19 protein-coding genes and 1 pseudogene are annotated in these 18963 nt (G+C 37.5%); 15 read left to right on the top strand and 5 right to left on the bottom strand.

Going from position 1 to position 18963, the window contains the following annotated elements; translation table 11 throughout:
- Positions 1–15: 15 nt before the first annotated feature.
- Positions 16–1311 (bottom strand): MFS transporter, encoded by a 1296-nt coding sequence (locus tag ACIQXV_RS16570; protein ID WP_402960321.1) that lies wholly within the window; start codon positions 1309–1311, stop codon positions 16–18.
- 525 nt (positions 1312–1836) lie between these two features.
- On the opposite strand from ACIQXV_RS16570, the gene ACIQXV_RS16565 reads away from it, so the two are divergent.
- The 4 genes from ACIQXV_RS16565 to ACIQXV_RS16550 all read left to right on the top strand — a co-directional run bounded on the left by ACIQXV_RS16565 (position 1837) and on the right by ACIQXV_RS16550 (position 4817).
- Positions 1837–2310 carry a flavin reductase family protein gene (locus ACIQXV_RS16565; RefSeq protein ID WP_402960320.1) on the top strand — a complete coding sequence of 158 codons (474 nt, stop codon included), beginning with the start codon at positions 1837–1839 and terminating at the stop codon, positions 2308–2310.
- A gap of 14 nt (positions 2311–2324) precedes the next feature.
- On the top strand, positions 2325–3119 hold the full coding sequence (locus ACIQXV_RS16560; RefSeq protein WP_402960319.1) for a 2-keto-4-pentenoate hydratase: 795 nt from the start codon (positions 2325–2327) through the stop codon (positions 3117–3119).
- A gap of 53 nt (positions 3120–3172) precedes the next feature.
- Positions 3173–3961 carry an adenylyltransferase/cytidyltransferase family protein gene (locus ACIQXV_RS16555; protein WP_402960318.1) on the top strand — a complete coding sequence of 263 codons (789 nt, stop codon included), beginning with the start codon at positions 3173–3175 and terminating at the stop codon, positions 3959–3961.
- 214 nt (positions 3962–4175) lie between these two features.
- Complete coding sequence (locus ACIQXV_RS16550) at positions 4176–4817, top strand: fumarylacetoacetate hydrolase family protein (RefSeq protein ID WP_402960317.1); 642 nt, start codon at positions 4176–4178, stop codon at positions 4815–4817.
- A 146-nt stretch (positions 4818–4963) separates the two neighbouring features.
- On the opposite strand, the gene ACIQXV_RS16545 is transcribed toward ACIQXV_RS16550, so the two are convergent.
- Entirely contained in the window at positions 4964–5281 is a 318-nt protein-coding gene (locus ACIQXV_RS16545) for a hypothetical protein (protein ID WP_402960316.1), read from the bottom strand.
- A gap of 219 nt (positions 5282–5500) precedes the next feature.
- Here ACIQXV_RS16545 and ACIQXV_RS16540 point away from each other — a divergent pair, with 219 nt between their 5' ends.
- The 6 genes from ACIQXV_RS16540 to ACIQXV_RS16515 all read left to right on the top strand — a co-directional run bounded on the left by ACIQXV_RS16540 (position 5501) and on the right by ACIQXV_RS16515 (position 9212).
- Entirely contained in the window at positions 5501–6517 is a 1017-nt protein-coding gene (locus ACIQXV_RS16540; RefSeq protein ID WP_402960315.1) for a pirin family protein, read from the top strand.
- Positions 6518–6718: 201 nt separating this feature from the next.
- Positions 6719–6919 (top strand): cold-shock protein, encoded by a 201-nt coding sequence (locus ACIQXV_RS16535; protein ID WP_027322891.1) that lies wholly within the window; start codon positions 6719–6721, stop codon positions 6917–6919.
- A gap of 703 nt (positions 6920–7622) precedes the next feature.
- Positions 7623–7745 carry a hypothetical protein gene (locus ACIQXV_RS16530; RefSeq protein ID WP_402960314.1) on the top strand — a complete coding sequence of 41 codons (123 nt, stop codon included), beginning with the start codon at positions 7623–7625 and terminating at the stop codon, positions 7743–7745.
- Positions 7746–7766: 21 nt separating this feature from the next.
- Positions 7767–8132, top strand: coding sequence for a hypothetical protein (locus tag ACIQXV_RS16525; protein ID WP_402960313.1), 366 nt, complete (start codon positions 7767–7769; stop codon positions 8130–8132).
- Complete coding sequence (locus ACIQXV_RS16520) at positions 8098–8427, top strand: hypothetical protein (protein WP_402960312.1); 330 nt, start codon at positions 8098–8100, stop codon at positions 8425–8427. The genes ACIQXV_RS16525 and ACIQXV_RS16520 overlap by 35 nt, the downstream gene beginning before the upstream one ends.
- Before the next feature lie 404 nt (positions 8428–8831).
- Complete coding sequence (locus ACIQXV_RS16515; RefSeq protein ID WP_402960311.1) at positions 8832–9212, top strand: hypothetical protein; 381 nt, start codon at positions 8832–8834, stop codon at positions 9210–9212.
- A gap of 352 nt (positions 9213–9564) precedes the next feature.
- Here ACIQXV_RS16515 and ACIQXV_RS16510 read toward each other — a convergent pair whose 3' ends face one another.
- A complete protein-coding gene (locus tag ACIQXV_RS16510) occupies positions 9565–9708 on the bottom strand; it encodes a hypothetical protein (RefSeq protein ID WP_402960310.1) in 144 nt (47 codons plus the stop codon).
- A 1691-nt stretch (positions 9709–11399) separates the two neighbouring features.
- Here ACIQXV_RS16510 and ACIQXV_RS16505 point away from each other — a divergent pair.
- The 3 genes from ACIQXV_RS16505 to ACIQXV_RS16495 all read left to right on the top strand — a co-directional run bounded on the left by ACIQXV_RS16505 (position 11400) and on the right by ACIQXV_RS16495 (position 16435).
- Entirely contained in the window at positions 11400–11870 is a 471-nt protein-coding gene (locus ACIQXV_RS16505) for a VanZ family protein (protein WP_402960309.1), read from the top strand.
- Positions 11871–12467: 597 nt separating this feature from the next.
- Entirely contained in the window at positions 12468–14627 is a 2160-nt protein-coding gene (locus ACIQXV_RS16500) for a methyl-accepting chemotaxis protein (RefSeq protein WP_402960308.1), read from the top strand.
- Positions 14628–14734: 107 nt separating this feature from the next.
- On the top strand, positions 14735–16435 hold the full coding sequence (locus tag ACIQXV_RS16495) for a putative bifunctional diguanylate cyclase/phosphodiesterase (RefSeq protein WP_402960307.1): 1701 nt from the start codon (positions 14735–14737) through the stop codon (positions 16433–16435).
- Between the two features lie 37 nt (positions 16436–16472).
- Here the strand turns inward: ACIQXV_RS16495 and ACIQXV_RS16490 are convergent, their stop codons facing one another.
- A complete protein-coding gene (locus tag ACIQXV_RS16490) occupies positions 16473–16712 on the bottom strand; it encodes a hypothetical protein (RefSeq protein WP_402960456.1) in 240 nt (79 codons plus the stop codon).
- A gap of 39 nt (positions 16713–16751) precedes the next feature.
- A pseudogene (locus ACIQXV_RS16485) lies at positions 16752–16898 on the bottom strand (Ig-like domain-containing protein); the annotation flags it as partial.
- Between the two features lie 497 nt (positions 16899–17395).
- Between ACIQXV_RS16485 and ACIQXV_RS16480 the strand changes: the two are divergent.
- Entirely contained in the window at positions 17396–18124 is a 729-nt protein-coding gene (locus ACIQXV_RS16480; protein WP_402960306.1) for an amino acid ABC transporter ATP-binding protein, read from the top strand.
- 18 nt (positions 18125–18142) lie between these two features.
- A complete protein-coding gene (locus tag ACIQXV_RS16475) occupies positions 18143–18961 on the top strand; it encodes a transporter substrate-binding domain-containing protein (RefSeq protein ID WP_402960305.1) in 819 nt (272 codons plus the stop codon).
- The last annotated feature ends 2 nt before the right edge of the window (positions 18962–18963 follow it).

Below are 18963 nucleotides of genomic sequence, written 5' to 3'. Positions count from 1 at the left end.
AACCCATGTTGAATTTTATTGCTCTACAACAACATCTAAGTTCATTTGCTCTTCTCCAGCAGCACGACTTGCATCTTCTTTTTCAGTTGCTGTAATTTTTAATTTACGCGTAGCTAATAACACTATTGCAGTTACAACATATAAACTAACGATAACTAACACCCCTGAGTTGAAGCCAGAGCGAACGTCATCACCTGCACGTGAAATTAAGTAACCAGTAATCCATGGACCAATTATACCAGCCATACTTGCAATAGATAATGAAATACCTGTTACACTACCTACTAAGTTTTTCGGAATGATCAACGTTTTAATCGCAGCATTTAATGGTAATAAGCTTGTGTTCATTACTAAGCCTGCCCCTAAGAAAATACATGCTAAAACGGGTGAAGATACAATTGTTGTCATTGCGTAAGAGGCCGCACCAACAAGTAATACTGTAACCAATACACGGTCATAAGATTTGATAAGGCTTTTATTTTTCTTGAATAGGACGTCTGTAAATTTACCTGCACAAATTGCGAATACTGTACCAGTAATACCCATTCCAGCGAATATTAAGCTCATACTTTGTGGCTTAAGACCAACGATTTTTGTTAAGTACGTTGGTGCCCATGTAAGAACCCAAGTTGTAATCCACATTGATACGAAACCTACAACTAAAATTGATAATACATACGGGTTGATTAATACTTTTAAAAGATGCTTGAACGGTACTTCCTTGTTAGAAGCTAAAGATTTTACGTCTTCGACCAGTGGTTGCTTTGGTTCTTCTCTCATAAAGAAGAAGAAGAGGGCCCATGCTAAGCTTGCTACCCCTAACATTGCAAAAGTATGTTGCCAACCTAAGTTTGTAATACCCATAACTAAAAGTGGTGCAGCTAAATACGTTCCAACTGTTGTACCGGAAGTCATAATAGCTGTAGCGACACCACGTTGGGCACTAGTGAACCATCGTGCAAGGTGTACTAGGCACAAACCGAGCGTACCGCCCTCGAAGAAACCTAAGACAACACGTAGTAAAATTAAGTGTGTTAACGTTTCTACAAAATAAGCGCTTGCTAATGAAATTGTCCATCCAGTAGCAATCATCATTAATAAATATTTTGAGTTGAAGCGATACGTTAATGTACCTAAAATAATACTTCCGACAGCGTATGCAGCGAAGAAGCTACTTCCCACTAAACCAAACTGATCGTAAGATAAATTTAGTTCAGACATGATTGGTTCTGCGGCTAATCCTAAAACTGATTTATCCGTATAGTTTAAAACAGATAGCAAGAATAGAAATCCTAATACAACCCAACGCATGTAATCCCCCCTATATTGCCGTATTTTCCCATTCGCATCATTTCGTAATTGAATTGTTAGGTTTTTCCGAAAATTCCTAAGGTAATTTCACGTCTTCTCAAATACAAGTGTTAGCGTTTTCAAAAAAATATTAGAATCATTTCATACCTCCTTTTGTTTTGCAAGAAACGCATTTTTTTACTTTCTTTAAAAGTGACTAATCAGAAAATTCGGAGTACGAATCATCCATGAAAAGAATTCTATTTGAAAAAAAAGAGATTGACAAGAAAAAAAAGATTGATAGTAATTTGTGTTTGACAAAGAACAAAAAAGAAGTAACAAAATTCCAATTCCAAATAGTGAAATTTTTGACATTATGAAATATTGATACATCTGATTTTTTCTAAAAATTTTTCAAAAAAAATTCAAATATGAATTCGTGTAAATTTTATTGTTTTTATCTGAATTTTCAATAAAAAATACCATGATAATTTTAAATAGACTCAATTATGATTAAATCATTCGATGAAGAATGGAGGAATTAGGATGGATGATCGTTTATTTAGAGATGCAATGGGAAAGTTTGCTACAGGCGTGACAGTTCTTTTAACTGAAAACGAGGGTGAAATACATGGAATGACAGCAAACGGTTTCATGTCAGTATCAATGGATCCGAAGCTTGTCTTAATTTCTATTGGACATAAAGCAAAATTTTTAGAGAAAGTTTCACAATCTAAAAAATATACAGTAAATATTTTAGCGGAAAATCAAGAGCATTATTCACGTCATTTCGCTGGGAAACCTGGTGAAGCAGTAGAATTTGAAACGTTAGCTGAGCTACCAGTATTAAAAGGGGCTATCACTCAAATCGCATGTGAAGTCGTATCAGAACATGTAGAAGGTGACCATACATTATTCATTGGTAAAGTAATAGATTTACGTCTTGAGGATAAAGATCCGTTATTGTTCTTCAGTGGTAAATATCGTCAATTGACTGAGGTAGAAACAGTTAAGTCATAAAAGGAGAATTTTCTATGAATATTCAAATAATGGCTGAAGCATTGCGTGAAGCAGAACGTACGAAACAGCCAATTGCACCATTAACTGAAACCTATGAAAATATTACAGTTGCTGATGCTTATGCAGTGCAATTAGTGCAAATTCGTCAAAAGATTGACAAAGGGGCGACAGTAAAAGGGCTAAAAATTGGTTTAACAAGTAAAGCGATGCAAGAAATGTTGAATGTATATACACCAGACTACGGCTTTATTTTAGATACGATGGTATATGACGAGGCAGACGGTTTAGTTGCTGAGTCCTTTATTCAACCAAAGGTAGAGTTTGAAATCGCATTTGTTTTCAATAATGAGTTAAAAGGGCCAAAAGTGACGGTGCAAGATGTAATCGATGCAACGGCTTATGTTGTACCGGCAGTAGAAGTAATCGATAGCCGTATCGCGAATTGGAAAATTAAATTTGAGGATACAGTGGCAGACAATGGTTCTTCAGCAGGTGCGATTTTAGGTGAAAAGCGTACACTACTTAAAGATATTGAAGACATTACAAATATTCCAATGATTGTGAAGAAAAATGGAGAATTTTTAGACGAAGCAACGAGCTCGGCCGTGTTAGGTAACCCACTCAATGCGGTTGTTTGGTTAGCAAATGAAGTGAGTGCATATGGCATTTCTATCGAGCCAGGCATGTTTGTTTTATCAGGAGCACTATCAAAAGCTGTTACCTTTGAAACAGGCGATGAATTCGAAGTTGACTTCGGTATACTCGGAAAAGTAAGCGTTAATAATCTGTTGGTGGACAAGAAGATTTAATTTATGAAGTAGCACAAAATGTAGCAAGATAAAAGAAAAAGGAGAGAATCGCAATGAAGGTAATCTATGTGAATGCTAATAACTTACAAGAGATTGGACAATCATCTCCTAATGTAGCAATGGCGCTTGGTTATTTTGATGGTGTGCATTTAGGGCATCAAAATGTAATTCAAACAGCAAAAGAAAAAGCAAAAGCACAAAATTTATCACTAGCGGTTCTCTCTTTTTTCCCGCATCCAAAAAGTGTGCTATTTTCGGAGATAGAAATCTCATATCTAGAGCCACTAGAACAAAAAGTTGAAAAGTTAGAAAGGCTTGAAGTGGATATTTTTTATATCGTAGAATTTACAAAGGAATTAGCTAAAGTAGAAGCGAACGATTTTTTAGATGATTATATTATAGGTTTGAATGCTAAGGAAATTATTTGCGGTTTCGACTACACATATGGGGCAAAAGCAAGTGGTACTGTTAAAACACTGGCAGTTTATGCGGCTACACAGCAAGTAGGCCTAACTGTTGTCGAGGAACTAAAGTGGAATAATCAAAAAATTAGTTCGACTTTGATTCGGAAGCACTTAACAGAACGGAAGCTTAGGGAATTACCGAATTTATTGGGAGGCTTTTATAAAACTAAGTATTGTCAAAAGAATGGTATACTACCGAATTATTCGTTACCGAATGTAGGTAGTTATAAAGTATTGATTGAAGATCCACATTCTTTCATTGAGTGTGTTGCGACTGTAAAGTGTAAAAAATATATTCAGATTCATCATGAAATGTCCACACTACCGAATTTATTAACGATACAATGGGTGGATCGATTCGAAACAATACCAAGCTGATTATTTCGCCTTTATAAAAGGTTTCGGGGGAATATTTTGAAGAACAAAAAAAGACCAAGGAAAGACCAAGGGGACGGTTCTGGTGGCTTTTTTAAACAAGGAAAGTGAATGAAAAAGGCCATGAGAACCGTCCCGGTGGCCTTCGATGTTGCTGATCAGCTGAATGATTTGTAAAATAGGGATAATTACAAATGATGAAAAAGGTGATCAGAACTTGGACATGATTAGAAATATTTTTTGTGTTGGAAGAAATTACGCTGCCCATGCGGCAGAATTAAGCAATAAGGTTCCAACTTCCCCTTTTTTATTTTCCAAGCCAACTCATGCTTTTGTGGAAGCTTCAGGTCAGGAGATTTCCCTGCCTGGAAATCGTGGACCTATCCATTTTGAAACCGAACTGGTAATAAGAATCGGTAGACCATATGAAAAGGGTATAAAGTTAGATGAAATAATAGCCAATATGGCAATTGGGATTGATTTTACGTTACGTGAAGTTCAAAATGAGCTTAAGAAAAAGGGCTATCCATGGCTTCTTGCAAAGGGCTTTCCTAATTCGGCCGTTGTAAGTAAGTTCATTCCTTTTCCGGGGATTGACGAGCTAAAGAATAGGAACTTCTCTCTTTTAAAAAACGGGAAGAAAGTGCAGTCTGGAAATATTTCTAATATGATATTTGATTTGCAAACGATTATTGACTTTTCAGCCGTACACTTTGGTTTGGGAGAAGGGGATATCATTTTCACCGGTACTCCAGAGGGTGTTGGAGAAGTGGCAAGCGGTGACCATTTGTCGTTGGCGTGGGACGAGTCAGTTCTGGGGGATTGCATTATTAAACTGTCGGACAATGCGTCTCCATGACAGGCCTATGAGGACAAACTAGATGAAAAAGTAATGGAAACTGTCCTCATGAAAGGCTCATGATGGACGAATTGCTGCTTATTGGCTGACCGGCTCATCCCCTTAAAAACAAAAGAACACCTCAAACTTCGAGGTGTTCAAAAAAATTATCTCTCAAACTCGCAATGCTGAAAGCCTGTTTGAGTAGCAAATACTTCATACCATTGGTATTGTGGTGCTTTGAACCACTCGTATTTCGGCAAATATACCAGATACCGTAAATTGCCTTCACTATCAAGTACTGTTTTGTAGATCTTGACCTTGCCGAAACCAAACGTTTTGTCCAAGTACCCGTCCAATCCATCTCTACTAATATGATTCTTCTCTTCCTTTTCTAACATATATAAATCTATTAACCCATCGACAAACATACTTAACAAGACCAACGTAACAGCAATTAAAACAAAAACGAAAATTTGCAACAAATCCAATCCCTCCTAAAATTTTTGAAAAAAGTATGTAAGATTCATTACGCCCAAAGTACTGGAATCTCCCTGCTTAATCCCCAAAATAGCTTTAGCCCCTTTTACTTTGTTAGAATCATAATGATTGTACGGTGGAAAATTAGTCATAGGTGTGATTCAAATAACAGTGTGAGATGATAAATAAGAACATTTTTTGAAAAATATGAAAGGAGCAAGTTTATGGCAGACAATAAAATCTTAAATATCCAAAAACTAGGCTTTCAGTGGCAAACCGAAGATCCTTTTCTTATGACTGTGCATCATAAAGACGCTTATCCACAGGGGAATGACGAGCTGGGCCCCAGCGCTTCATTGGAAGGCAGGAATTTGGGAGAGGATTTTACTACAAAGGACGGTTTTCGGATGTATCATGGAAAAGCCGTACCGGGATTTCCAGCTCATCCCCACAAAGGGTTTGAAACAGTAACGATCGTTCTTGAAGGGTTTGTGGATCATTTTGATTCAACGGGGGCCAATGGGCGATATGGGAATGGAGATGTGCAATGGCTGACAACAGGAAAGGGCTGCCTCCATTCCGAAATGTTTCCACTGGTCCATAAGGATCACGATAACCCACTCGAACTTTTTCAAATATGGCTGAATCTTGCGGCTAAGAATAAAACAGACAATCCGGATTACAAGATGCTGTGGGCTGAGGATATTCCTGTCATTGAATTAACAGATACAGCCGGAAAGAAAACGACCGTAAGGCTGATTACCGGAAAGCTTGAAGGGAAAACAAGTTTAGAACCGGCAGCTGCGTCGTGGGCTCATGACCCAAACCATCATGTTGGCATCTATCTTATTCATCTTGAGCCTGAGGCAGGGGTTACCCTGCCGTCTGTGTCTAAAACATTGAACAGAAACTTGTATTTTTATCAAGGGAAAACCATCCATGTTGAGGGGACAGCAGTACAAGCTTCCCACAGTGTCAAGCTTGCAGGGGACCAGGAAATCGAAATCACTAACGGCAGCAAGGATGCTTATATTCTGGTTCTTGAAGGTGAGCCGATTGGGGAACCTGTTGCGCAATACGGTCCGTTCGTGATGACGACGGATCAGGAAATCCGCGATGCCTTTAATGAATATCGCAGAACGCAATTTGGCGGTTGGCCATGGGGGCGATACGACCGTGTCAATGAACGTGAAGCGGGTAGATTTGCCCGTCATGGAGACGGCAGAGTAGAAGAAAGATAATTAAAGGGGGCTGTTCATTTGGAGAACCATCCCCTATCACAACTAAGTCTTCTTGCAAATACTATTGATAAATGTTAAGCTTTAGTAGAATTATTTTTGTTCGGTGTAAAGGATTGTATAAGATTAACTTTTCGTCTTGATGATCACTGAGTGCAAGGATAGTAACATATGTGTGCAAAGCACACAGCAGGAGGAAACAAAATGGAACAAGGTAAAGTAAAATGGTTTAACGCAGAAAAAGGTTTCGGATTCATCGAGCGTGAAGGCGGAGAAGATGTATTCGTTCATTTCTCAGCTATCCAAGGCGAAGGTTTCAAATCTTTAGACGAAGGCCAAGCAGTTACTTTTGATGTTGAGCAAGGTCAACGTGGAGCTCAAGCAGCTAACGTACGTAAAGCTTAATAATAAGAACAAATTAAAACAGGCTCTTTATAGAGTCTGTTTTTTTTATTTCTTCTTTTAAAAAAACAAGGAGCCCCACTCACGAATGAGCAGGGCACATGAAAACAAGTAATTCAAATGGTAATCAAAGTGTATCATATAATCACGAATTCTCCTAATTCGGGGTCAGACCCCCGCTCAGCTTGGGTGTGGCCATGGGGACGGTTCTGGTGGCTTTTTTGGACAAGGAAAAGTGAATGAAAAAGACCCTTAGAACCGTACGTCCCGGTGGACCTCCAAATCGATGAATGTGAGCGAGGAACAAAGACTCTCTCAGTGGATCCCAAAAAGCTGATTGAAGTCTTAGACGAATATGACACCCGGGACCGTTTTAAGCGGGTTCATTAAAACAGAGAAGACACTTCCCTATGTAGAAAGTGTCTTCTATCCCAACTTTCGGAGATGATGTCCATCCTAATTTTAGTGGGTATCGGAGTAGTAGAGCATGGCCTGTCACGCCCTGATATTTGATAGGTTTTTTGATAAAAAGGAAATGATCGAATGAAGTTGTTACTGAATATTGTTGGAATATGGGGCTAGCCGCCTGTGAGTTAACTCGATGAAGTAAGTATTCGTTAGCCGTATTTGATATAATGAATACCGATGATAAAATCGATTCCATTTCTTACTGGTTCCATCATTTTATAGGGAGAGGTGAATTTTTTTGTTGAAGTTAGGGGTTAAATGTTCGTACGCGCCGGAGCAGCTATCTGATCGATTACAATATAAGCCCGATTTTGTGGAGCTGCATTTAAATGAGGATGATTTGTTTGGTAAGAAACGATAGCAGCTGGAAAATACTATCTCTATGCTATTAAGCCTAGGCCTTGAGGTATATTTGCATCATCCTACTAAATACAATGGCAGCCATCTAAATATCATTCACGAACAAACGGAACATTACTTGTTTTTTCATCTATCTTCCAGGATCCTCGCAGACATTTGTTTAACCCATTCCATTAAATGCGTCATTCATCCGCATTATCTACTAACGAATTCCTCTCTGATCAATCAAGAAAATACAGATAAAATCGTGAATGAAATGAAAAAGGTGCTGTCTTACGGCGAAGATGTTTTTCTATGGGAAAATTCCATTTACGGTGTGTTCACTGCCCAAAACCCTAATTGGTTTGAGGACATTGTTAAGCCGCTTAAATTTACAGCTTGCTTATGATATCAGCCATGCCTTTATTTCGTTTAAAGGAGATAACCAATTATTACTTGATCAAATCATAAAGCTTGATCCCTATATTCAGTATTTTCATGTTGTCGACAGCGAGGGGCAGAAACATGACGGGCTGGAGCTGGGTACCGGAGGGGTTGTTTGGAAGTCAATCATTCCTTTTTTGGAAAATAGGCCGTATATATATGAAGTCGTTCTTAAAGACGAGAATAACGCAGTTGAAATGGTTGCCAGCCATCAGTATTTACTTGGTTTATTAGGGAGGAGTGGGCAGGAACAAGTTTAATTGAAATCTTTGAGCGGTTCGATGAGAAGTTTCAACGACGAATGGGTTTGAGGGGCTTTTCTATTTATTTATTTATTTATGCAAAAATACAAATTCCTATTTATATCGAAGCGTTTTTCAGCGGTTTCGGACGGTTCTGCTGGCTTTTTTGAACAAGGAAAAGGAATGAAAAAAAAGCCACGAGAACCGTCCCCGTGGTTTTGGAACAAAGGGACAGGCTTCTGCTGTCCCTTTGTTTATTACAATCGTTACTTTCCGTCTATAGGCGAATAATTGATTTTTTTTAACAGTATGATTTTTGTCCAAACCCTCCTTGTTTTAGAACGTATACATAGGGAGAAAAGACTTTCTAGAACCCATTATAATTTATCATAAAGAGTTAAAATGAGAGGAAGGAGAAATTGGTGGAGGAGAATGATCATAAAGAAAAACAAAATCTAAATGGTGAAATTGATCCTTTTTCAAGATTACTGTTCGGAAACAGAAACTATAGAAAAACTAACGAAGAAGACGAAAATAACTCAGAAGAAAAAAAAGAACACTTATCTATTTCCCATAACAAATCTAATCGAATGGATGATTGGTTTTTTGGTTCTAGGAGAAGAGAACAGAACGGTGCTCCAAGTAATCAAAATCAGATAGAAAATTTGCCTAACAATGTGGATTTTGATTTGCTTATGGAAACGATCGATATGTTTATCGAAACTTCTAATCAATATAAACCATTATTTAAGAATATTCCCCACTTCTTTAATCAATTTATTGAAAAATTTAAAACCAAATGAAATAAAGAGTTTTGGCAAATTCCGTTTCTAATTCGCTGAAAAGCTTATTTTTCAGCCGATAAGAAAATATAACTTTCTTATCAAGGCATAAGTGCAACTACGCCTAATCTCTGCCTGAACGCTCGCCAATCGGCGAGTTTTCTTAATGATAGGAATACACCAATTACAATGAATGCTAAAAAAAATCTGCCCAACTTGTAACTATAGCTACCACAATATTAACCAAATCCGCAACTACCATACATTTCAATATCCACTTAAACCAATAAGGGCATTGATATAGTAAAACCCCTGAAGACAACTTCAGGGGTATATTCATTTTGAAGTTAAAAGCAGGACATGTGGGGATAAATCAGTTAACATCCACAACATTGTTAGAATCCATAATGATGGTGGAAAGGATAACCTCCATATCCAAAATGGTGGTGGAAAGGATAACCGCCATAAAAGCCGCCATACCCATGATGGAAAGGATAGCCTCCATATCCCATGCCATAAGGATACCCTCCGTAAAAACCACCATATCCCATACCGCTACCAAAGAATTGTCTATCCATTTTTTATATCTCCTCCTCAAATTGGTTCAAAAATAGTGTATGTGACCTTATTTAAAGAGGGGTGGGTATTTACCTATATGTAAATTTATTTTTCAATTCCGGTGCCATTTCCCGATGGAAAAAAGCAAATTTGATTACAGCCTAAGTGGTCTTTATTTGCAATTCACTTTCACCTCTTGATCATATCACTGATAAATAAGAGCTTCGGTTAGATGTGATGGAGTCGGAAGGATAAATCGGCAGCTCTCGACATTCTTTTTAACTATTTTGAGAGGCAAATCCAGGATTGGTGCAGGTTGAGGCTAGTTTTAATCAAACAATTGTTAGAAAGGGATTCTAGTAGAAAATCGTCGAGGGATGTCTGAATGGGGAGGTTTGTAAAGGAACCAGCGGGGGATTTACCCAAACTGGTTCCCCTTGTTACATTCGTTCCCTCATCCGGTCTAGGCAGGGTTGTATTTACGATGGAATATGGGCCAATGCGACTCGCTTTGATTTTCAGTCTGGAAGCCCTCATTGGATTCATTTCACTCAAGATTTCTACCAAAAATGAATCCAATACCCCTCATTGGATGCATTTCACTCAAGGTTTCTACCAAAAATGAATCCAATACCCCTCATTGGATGCATTACATTCAGGAGATTTACCAAAAATGAATCCAATACCCCTCATTGGATGCATTACATTCAGGAGATTTACCAAAAATGAATCCAATCCCCCTCATTGGATGCATTACATTCAGGAGATTTACCAAAAATGAATCCAATCCCCCTTATTGGATGCATTTCACTCAGGAGATTTACCAAAAATGAATCCAATCCCCCTTATTGGATGCATTTCACTCAGGAGATTTACCAAAAATGAATCCAATACCCCTCATTGGATGCATTACACTCAGGATTTTTTCCAGAAATGAATCCAATCCCTCTCATTGGATGCATTGCACTCAGGAAATTTTACCAAAAATGAACCCAATACCCCTTATTGGATGCATTGCACTCAGGATTTTTTCCAGAAATGAATCCAATAGCCTTCATTGGATGCATTACACTCAAGGTTTCTACAAAAAATGAATCCAATCCTCCTCATTGGATGCGTTACACTCAGGAAATTTTACCAAAAATGAATCCAATACCCCTTATTGGATGCATTTCACTCAGGGTTTTTACCAGAAATGTTCCAATACCCCTCATTGGGTGCATTTCACTCAAGATATTTACCAAAAATGAATCCAATACCCCTTATTGGATGCATTTCACTCAGGATTTTTTCCAGAAATGAATCCAATAGCCCTCATTGGATGCATTCTTTCGCAATTTCCTCCAATAGAGACTTACTCGGCTTGATGAAAGAAATTGCTTGGAGTTCCCAGCAATGGGACCTGCTGAATACTTTTTACAAATTTTTGAAATAAATGAGTGTCTTAAGAGTTTAGTGGATATCGGTTTCAAGAATTTTTAATAGAAAGGGCCTTCCGTTTATTATCAGTAGGAATTAAGGAGGAAGTAGGAGGAGGATTTCCTCCCGTCTAGCAAAGTATCTTGTTCTTTTTCAATCCTATCTGATATCATCAACATATGAAATTTTGTCGTCTTCAAGTAGGGTAATTCAAGAGAGGAAGTTTACTATATGAGTAATCGAAAGTGGTGGCAAATCGCAACTATTATTTGGATGGTAGTAATTTTTTTGTTTACGCAGCTCCCGTATTTTACTGGGAGCCATACAGCGACGGCCATAGATAAATTGTTTTTTATTGATAAGATTGGTTTCTTAAGTTCACAAGCAAAGCTTTTACTAATTGATTCGTTGAATTTTCTGATTCGGAAGGCGACGCATCTCACTGCCTTTGGTATTCTTTCATTTTTCCTATTTAAGTCGCTGGAACGATATCGATTTTCTTATTTGCTTGCATGGTGTATTACTTTTCTTTATGCGATGACTGACGAGTGGCATCAATCGTTTGTTCCAAACAGGACCGCTTCATTTAAAGATGTCCTGATTGATACGAGTGGGGCTTTCATTGTTTTACTGCTTACATTCCTTATAAAAGCGAAAAAGAGAAAAAAGGGCGAGACCACTGAAAAAGTCCGACTAAAATAAAAACTAAGACGTTTACCCACAATATGTTGAAGTCAACGGTTATTTAAATACTATTTATAGATGTTCCGGTGGGCTGTTTTTTGTGGCTAAGTACTTTTTCAGTAATCTCGGACGGTTCTGCTGGTTTTTTGGACTTGGAAAAGTAATAAAAAAAACCATAAGAACCGTCTCTATGGTTTACCTTCTTAAAGTAAAGCCTCATAATAGTAATAAAGAACTATAGGCAAAAATCGACAATTTGTGAACATTTCTCCTATTTGTAAGGATAATCACATTAATAATCATCCAATAGTGCTAATCTTAATGATGGAATATTTGATTAAAAACAGGTATGAGATACATTATGTTCCAACATTCATTACAAAAGTCTAGAAGACAATATCTAATGGGTTTTTAGTAACCCTTAATTCGTGCCTTCTGAGAGAATCCAGGGGCTTTTTGTTTTGTCTACATTCTTGCAAAATTCACATAAAGGTGAGGAGGTAATCTTAAAAATCAAATTTCTAAAACACAGCTTTTTAGACAGGAAGAATTGCGAGTGAAAATTGAGATTAGAAATTTATTTGAAATGAGTAAAACTTTAAAGGAGAAAAAATAATGTTAAAAAAAGTATCAATGAATATGAAATTATGGGGAAGTTTTATTCTCATAATCTTGATGTTTGTCCTATTATCATTTTTATCTCTAAAAAATTTAAATATTTTAGGGAAAGATATTAACTTTATTGGAAAAACACAACTCCCCAAGGCTGAATTGATTGGAGAAATGAACGAAGAATTAAACCGCGTGCGTTTATTAACCGTTAGGCAGGCATATGATCCTTATCTCGAAGAAGATGATAAAGTACAGTTAGCGAAATCGACTAATGAAAGCACTGAACAGATAAAAAAGGACATTAAAGAAGTAAAAAAGTTATGGCTTCCAGCTGAAAATAAAAAATTAGTTGATGAATTTGAACAAAGCTTTGAAAAGTACGTTTCCATTCTTCCATCCTTTTATGAAGAAGTAAAAAGTAATAATAAGGATAGTATCAAGAAAAAGACCGATGAGTTGGTCTCCTATGGAAACCAAGCATCTAAATATCTAGACAATTTTACCGAAAAAACCCACAAATATAATGGCGCCTTTCTTAAGGGTGCTGAGAGTAATAAAACTTTTTCCACCTATGAGATATTAGGTATTTCAGTTATTGGAATTATTTTTAGTCTTCTAATTTCCTTTTTCATGACGACACTTATTCGTAGAACTGCTTTGGGAGTAGGAGTAAATATCGGTAGGACCACTACTTCCGTTAATGAAATCAAAAGAACCATTAACCATACTGCTAAAAGTTCAGAAGAATTGGATGCAGCAATGGGTCAAGCAAAACAATCAGTTATTGAGTTAGTTGCCTCGATTCAACAGGTGTCTGGAAACACCAATGAGACTGCCTCCAGTGTAGAAGAAATTTCGGCGGCTATCGAACAAATGAGTGTTTCCATTCATATAGTAGCTGATAATGCCACCCATTTAGCCGCTGCTGCTGAACAATCTTCTGCAGCAATTGAGGAAATGATGGCATCTATCGATCATGTAGCCGGTAACACGGGGGCTGTAAGTACAAGTGTTGAAGAGATTTCAGCGGCGATTGAAGAAATGAGTGGTTCTATAAAAGGTGTTAATGAAACAGCAATCAGATTAACGGATACAGCAAAAAATTCTGCTGATTCGGTTACGGGATTGGTTGCTTCAATCGAGCAGGTTGCTCATAGTGTACAAACCGTTAATCAATTAAGTTATTCTGTAAAAGAAGATGCGGAAATGGGAACAAGCTCTCTCAATGAAACGTTAAATGGAATGGAAGAAATATCTCAGGTAATTAATCAAGCGAGTGATGTAATGGAGAGTCTAGGAAAAAGCTCAGAAGAGATCGGCAGCATCATCAGTGTTATAGATGATATTGCCGAACAAACCAATCTGTTAGCACTAAATGCTGCGATTGAGGCCGCTCGTGCCGGTGAGTATGGCAAGGGATTTGCGGTGGTGGCGGATGAAGTTCGTAAACTAGCTGAACGTTCTGCCTCTGCAACAAAAGAAATAACAAGCCTGATTAAAGGAATTCAAACTGAATCAAGAGCAGCAGTTGCCTCTATTAAAGAAGGAGCCAATAAGGTAGAGATTGGGAACGAATTGGCGAATAAAACAAACCAAGCGATCAAAAAAATAGTGGGAGGAATTGTACAAGTATCAAAAGAAATGGAGCAAATTGCAGAAGCAACAGCAGAACAAAGAAGGCAAAGTGAGCTCATTTCCAAAGCGGTTGAAGATGTAGCCAGCCAGACAAAAGATATGACTCATTCTACTAAGGAACAAACCATTACGGCTGAAGAGATTGTGAATACCGTTGTTCACATCAATAGCGAGATCCAACAAATTGCAAGTGCTGTATCAGAGCAAGCAAAGGGCAGCCGTGAAATTGTCTCTGCTGTTGAAGAAATTACCAATCAATCTAGCTCTGTAACCAATGCGGCAAAGGAACAATCTCTTACTTCTAATGAAATTGTTCAAAATATTAACCATATTAAAGAAAGAGTAGAAGAAATAAGCATTGCCACTGCGGAACAAGCAAGATATGGCCAAGAAGTGAATACAGTGGTAGAAAATGTGGATAAACAAACGAAAGCGTTAAATGAAAGTGTTGAAATTCAAAGGAAAGAAGCAGAAAAGGTTGCACTTGCTATGACAGAAGTCAATAAGGAAGTAAGAAAACTGAGGTAGACCAAGGGTAGACCAAGGGGACGGTTCTGCTGGCTTTTTTGGACATGGAAAAGTAATTAAAAAAAACCATAAGAACCGTCCCTATGGTTTTAGGAGGAGAGCGCAAAGTGCCCGAAATATTATCAGGTCGTATTTTCAATATTTCTTTTAAAAAATGGGTGTTAGTTTTATTATTTTATTTCTTTCCATACTTTATTGATTTTTGGGACCTAGGAGATCAGTATTTTCATAATATTTTTTGGCTACTTTACCTTATTCCTACTTTAATTTTTGTTTTAGAAAAGGGAATGGTCCATGGAGGAATTGCCACGGGAATGGGGTCTATTATCATTTTACTAGCTGAATCAGTACAGCCAGGTGGTATCGTAAAACATGAAATGATCATGATTTCAGAGTTATTGTTTGTTAATATGTTTATTACCTTTGCTGTCGGGGTTCTTGTCCAAAGAAATAATGGAATTATCGGTCAACTTAAGGAGAAAAAAGCTGAATTAGAATATTTATCATACCACGATATGCTAACTGGACTTTTCAATATGAATTATTTAAATAATTATTTAACAAAAGAATTTCATGAGTCAAAAGCCAGTGGAATACCGACTTGTATGATGTTCTTTAATTTAGATCGTTTTAAATTAATTAATGACTCCTATGGACATCATATCGGTGATCAATTACTTAAAATGGTTGCTAAAAGATTGATCAATGTAGTGCAGGATATGGGGACTGTAATTCGTGCCGGTGGAGATGACTTTATTCTTTACTTGCCCAACACGAATATAAGTCGAGCAGAGGATTTTTCCAAATTATTATTAGATGAATTCTCGAAATCTTTCTATCTTGAAAAACATGAAATTAGAATAGCAGCTAGCATAGGACTTGCTAATGTTCTAAAGGATGATTCTTTAGAGGATACTATACAAAAGGCAAGTTCTGCCTTGCACTTTGCTAAAGAAAATGGAGGTGGCCAGTATCAACTCTATTGTTCTGAATTTGTGGAAATTGCTAATAGAAGGCTTCATCTCGAACAAGGATTAAAAAAGGCATTACAAGAAAAAGAACTTGAACTATATTATCAACCCAAACTCGATATTATGACTAACCAAATAACAGGTATGGAAGCCCTTTTAAGATGGAATGATTCTGTTTTAGGACCGATCTCTCCCGTTGAGTTTATCCCGATTGCAGAAGAAACAGGGCTTATTAATCCAATTGGGGAATGGGTCCTTAAAGAGGCTTGCAGACAAACCGTTGAATGGAATGAAATCGGTTTTAATCCGATACATGTGTGTGTAAATATATCAAGCAAACAATTTTTGCAGGATGATTTTGTCATTATGATTGAACAAATATTAAATGAAAGCGACTTATCTCCTGAATTCCTAAATCTTGAAGTAACAGAAAGCATTGCACTATTTAATATACACGATGCCATTTATAAATTAGAGCAGTTAAGACGGATTGGGGTTACTATATCTTTGGATGATTTTGGAACTGGGTATTCATCATTAAGCTATGTTAAATCCTTACCTATTGATTTTCTAAAAATTGATCGGTCTTTTATTAATGGCATTTTCATAAATAAACAAGATACAGCCATTATTGATACGATTATTTCCTTAGCACACTCACTTGGCTTTAAAGTGGTAGCAGAAGGAGTAGAGGCTGAGTCTCAGCTACGAGGGTTAGAGGAAATGGGTTGTGATGAAATTCAAGGGTATTACCTTGCCAAGCCAATGGATCCTGTTACATTTAAAGAATTCCTAAATAAAAAAAACCATGGGGACGGTTCTGGTGGCTTATGCTAACCGCATTTGAACCATGAGAACCGTCCCTGTGGAAACCTTATTTGATCCAAATACCGCTGGAATTAAAGTAATTTATTTTACCACTGATATTTACCGAGCCAGTCTTCATTGCACCACTTCTGTCTAAATAGTACCATTTATTATTGTCTTTCAACCAACCGGTTCTCATCGCCCCGCTGACATCTAGGAAATACCAAATATTCTTGTCTTTAATCCATCCAGTTTGTTTTTGTCCAGATTCTAAATCGTAGTAATACCACAAATTGTCTTTTTTCACCCAACCATGTAAAAATGCTTGTTTGATAATTACTCTAGCCGATTCACTTTTATTTCCAGCCCAATCAGTAACAACCATTTCTAATTCTGTTCCCGCTTTTTGAACAGGAATGGTTACGGTAAATTTGCCATCGACTCCAATTGTTCCCTCGCCAATCACCGAGCCATTAACTTTTACTTCAACCTTAGACCCACCTTCGCTTGGCCTGTTACAGTTGTATTTTGATCCGTTACATCATTGACGACAGGTTTGGCAGGAGGTGTCGCATCTTTAACGACAATTTTTGTCGCTTCACTTACGTTGCCGGCTTTATCGGTAACTGTAATGAGTAATTTAGTACTGTATCGACTGGACGACTAAATCCCGGTCTGTAAGAGCGACCGTGCCTAGGTCGTAAAATATAGCGGGTGGGATTCCCGCCGAGTAAAAGCTAGCCACTCACTCGTAGCGAGTCTTGGAGGATAGAGGATGTTGAAAAACGTCCCCATGATTCACCAAAATCCGCTAAAATATGCAGGAATATTTGCAAATTTCCGAATTGATATTTACTAAATAGGAATTAAAATGTAGTATGGCTATATACCTGTTAATTGTTAGTCAATTCTAAAGAGTCGAAATCCGACGCCGAATGGCAATTCGACAGGTCCCATACATAGGAGAAAAAAACAGGGAGGAGGATTGGCATGATTCGGTTTGATTCTGTAAACAAGTATTATGGAGACTTTCATGTTCTCAAAAATATTAATCTAGAAATTAATAAAGGGGAAGTTGTCGTTGTAATAGGACCTTCAGGGTCAGGGAAAAGTACGATGCTTCGCTGTATTAATCAGCTGGAAACGATCTCTAGTGGAGAATTAACCGTTAACGGTTTGAAGGTAAATGACAAAAAAACCAATATCAATCAGTTAAGACGAAATATCGGGATGGTATTTCAGCATTTTTACTTATATCCACATAAAACCGTTCTTGAAAACATTACGACCGCGCCCTTGATGGTATTAAAACAATCAAAGGAGGAAGCTGAGAAAGTAGCAAGGTATTATCTTGAAAAAGTGGGTATACCCGATAAGGCAAACTCTTATCCATCTCAGTTATCAGGTGGTCAGCAGCAAAGGGTTGCGATTGCAAGAGGACTTGCCATGAAGCCTGAAATAATGCTGTTTGATGAGCCAACATCCGCCCTGGATCCGGAAATGATTGGTGAAGTGCTGGATGTTATGAAAAAGCTAGCAAAGGAAGGGATGACGATGGTCGTCGTTACCCATGAAATGGGATTTGCGAAAGAAGTTGCAGATCGCATTATCTTTATGGATCACGGGCAAATTCTTGAACAGGGGAAACCGGCTGATTTTTACGCGAATCCAAAGGAAGAAAGAGCGCGTCTATTTCTAAGCCGTATATTAAATCATTAAACACTAAGGGGGATTAATATGTTTAAAAGTAAAACAAGTAAGATAGCGGGCGTTCTTTTATTATCGGCCTCCATGCTGCTTTCAGCGTGTGGTAAAGGGGAAGAAAAGGAAACTTCAGGTACTACAGCAAAAAATGCTTTAGAACAAATTAAAGCAGATGGCAAAATTGTAATCGGTGTAAAATATGATACACGATTATTTGGACTTAAGAACCCATCTTCCGGCGAAGTAGAAGGATTTGATATCGATATTTCAAAAGAGTTGGCAAAAGATATTCTTGGTGACGAGAAAAAGGTTGAGTTTAAAGAGGTTACATCCAAAACTCGTATCCCAATGCTAAACAATGGCGATATTGATGCAATCGTTGCAACGATGACGATTTCAGAGGAACGTAAAAAAGAGGTTGATTTCTCAGATGTCTACTTTGATGCAGGACAATCACTGCTTGTCAAAAAGGGAAGCACAATTAAAGGACTTGAAGATTTGAAAAAGGGTACAAAAGTCCTTGCGGTTAAAGGCTCAACATCTGCAATTAATATCCGTGAAAAAGCTCCGGAAACGACTGTATTAGAATTTGAAAACTATACAGAAGCCTTTACAGCGTTGAAATCCGGTCAGGGTGATGCCTTAACAACGGATGATTCAATTCTTTATGGAATGGTTGACCAAGATTCAAACTATCAGCTAGTCGGTGGTACTTTTACGGAAGAGCCATACGGAATTGCGGTTAAAAAGGGAAATAAAGAATTAGTTGACGCGATTAATAGCGCTTTAAAGAAGATGAAAGATAACGGAAAGTACGATGAAATCCACAAAAAATGGATCAAATCCAACTAACA

This window comes from Neobacillus sp. NPDC097160, from assembly GCF_044762155.1.
Classification (GTDB): Bacteria; Bacillota; Bacilli; order Bacillales; family Cytobacillaceae; genus Neobacillus.
This window is presented reverse-complemented; position numbering and strand designations above follow the sequence as displayed.

What these genes read in the sequence shown, in the direction of transcription:
- ACIQXV_RS16540 (WP_402960315.1), top strand. Translation starts at nt 5,501, where the DNA reads ATGGCAGACAATAAAATCTTAAATATCCAAAAACTAGGCTTTCAGTGG.
- ACIQXV_RS16560 (WP_402960319.1), top strand. Translation starts at nt 2,325, where the DNA reads ATGAATATTCAAATAATGGCTGAAGCATTGCGTGAAGCAGAACGTACG.
- ACIQXV_RS16570 (WP_402960321.1), bottom strand. Translation starts at nt 1,311, where the DNA reads ATGCGTTGGGTTGTATTAGGATTTCTATTCTTGCTATCTGTTTTAAAC.
- ACIQXV_RS16480 (WP_402960306.1), top strand. Translation starts at nt 17,396, where the DNA reads ATGATTCGGTTTGATTCTGTAAACAAGTATTATGGAGACTTTCATGTT.
- ACIQXV_RS16535 (WP_027322891.1), top strand. Translation starts at nt 6,719, where the DNA reads ATGGAACAAGGTAAAGTAAAATGGTTTAACGCAGAAAAAGGTTTCGGA.
- ACIQXV_RS16565 (WP_402960320.1), top strand. Translation starts at nt 1,837, where the DNA reads ATGGATGATCGTTTATTTAGAGATGCAATGGGAAAGTTTGCTACAGGC.
- ACIQXV_RS16510 (WP_402960310.1), bottom strand. Translation starts at nt 9,708, where the DNA reads ATGGCATGGGATATGGAGGCTATCCTTTCCATCATGGGTATGGCGGCT.
- ACIQXV_RS16505 (WP_402960309.1), top strand. Translation starts at nt 11,400, where the DNA reads ATGAGTAATCGAAAGTGGTGGCAAATCGCAACTATTATTTGGATGGTA.
- ACIQXV_RS16555 (WP_402960318.1), top strand. Translation starts at nt 3,173, where the DNA reads ATGAAGGTAATCTATGTGAATGCTAATAACTTACAAGAGATTGGACAA.
- ACIQXV_RS16525 (WP_402960313.1), top strand. Translation starts at nt 7,767, where the DNA reads ATGCTATTAAGCCTAGGCCTTGAGGTATATTTGCATCATCCTACTAAA.
- ACIQXV_RS16475 (WP_402960305.1), top strand. Translation starts at nt 18,143, where the DNA reads ATGTTTAAAAGTAAAACAAGTAAGATAGCGGGCGTTCTTTTATTATCG.
- ACIQXV_RS16500 (WP_402960308.1), top strand. Translation starts at nt 12,468, where the DNA reads ATGTTAAAAAAAGTATCAATGAATATGAAATTATGGGGAAGTTTTATT.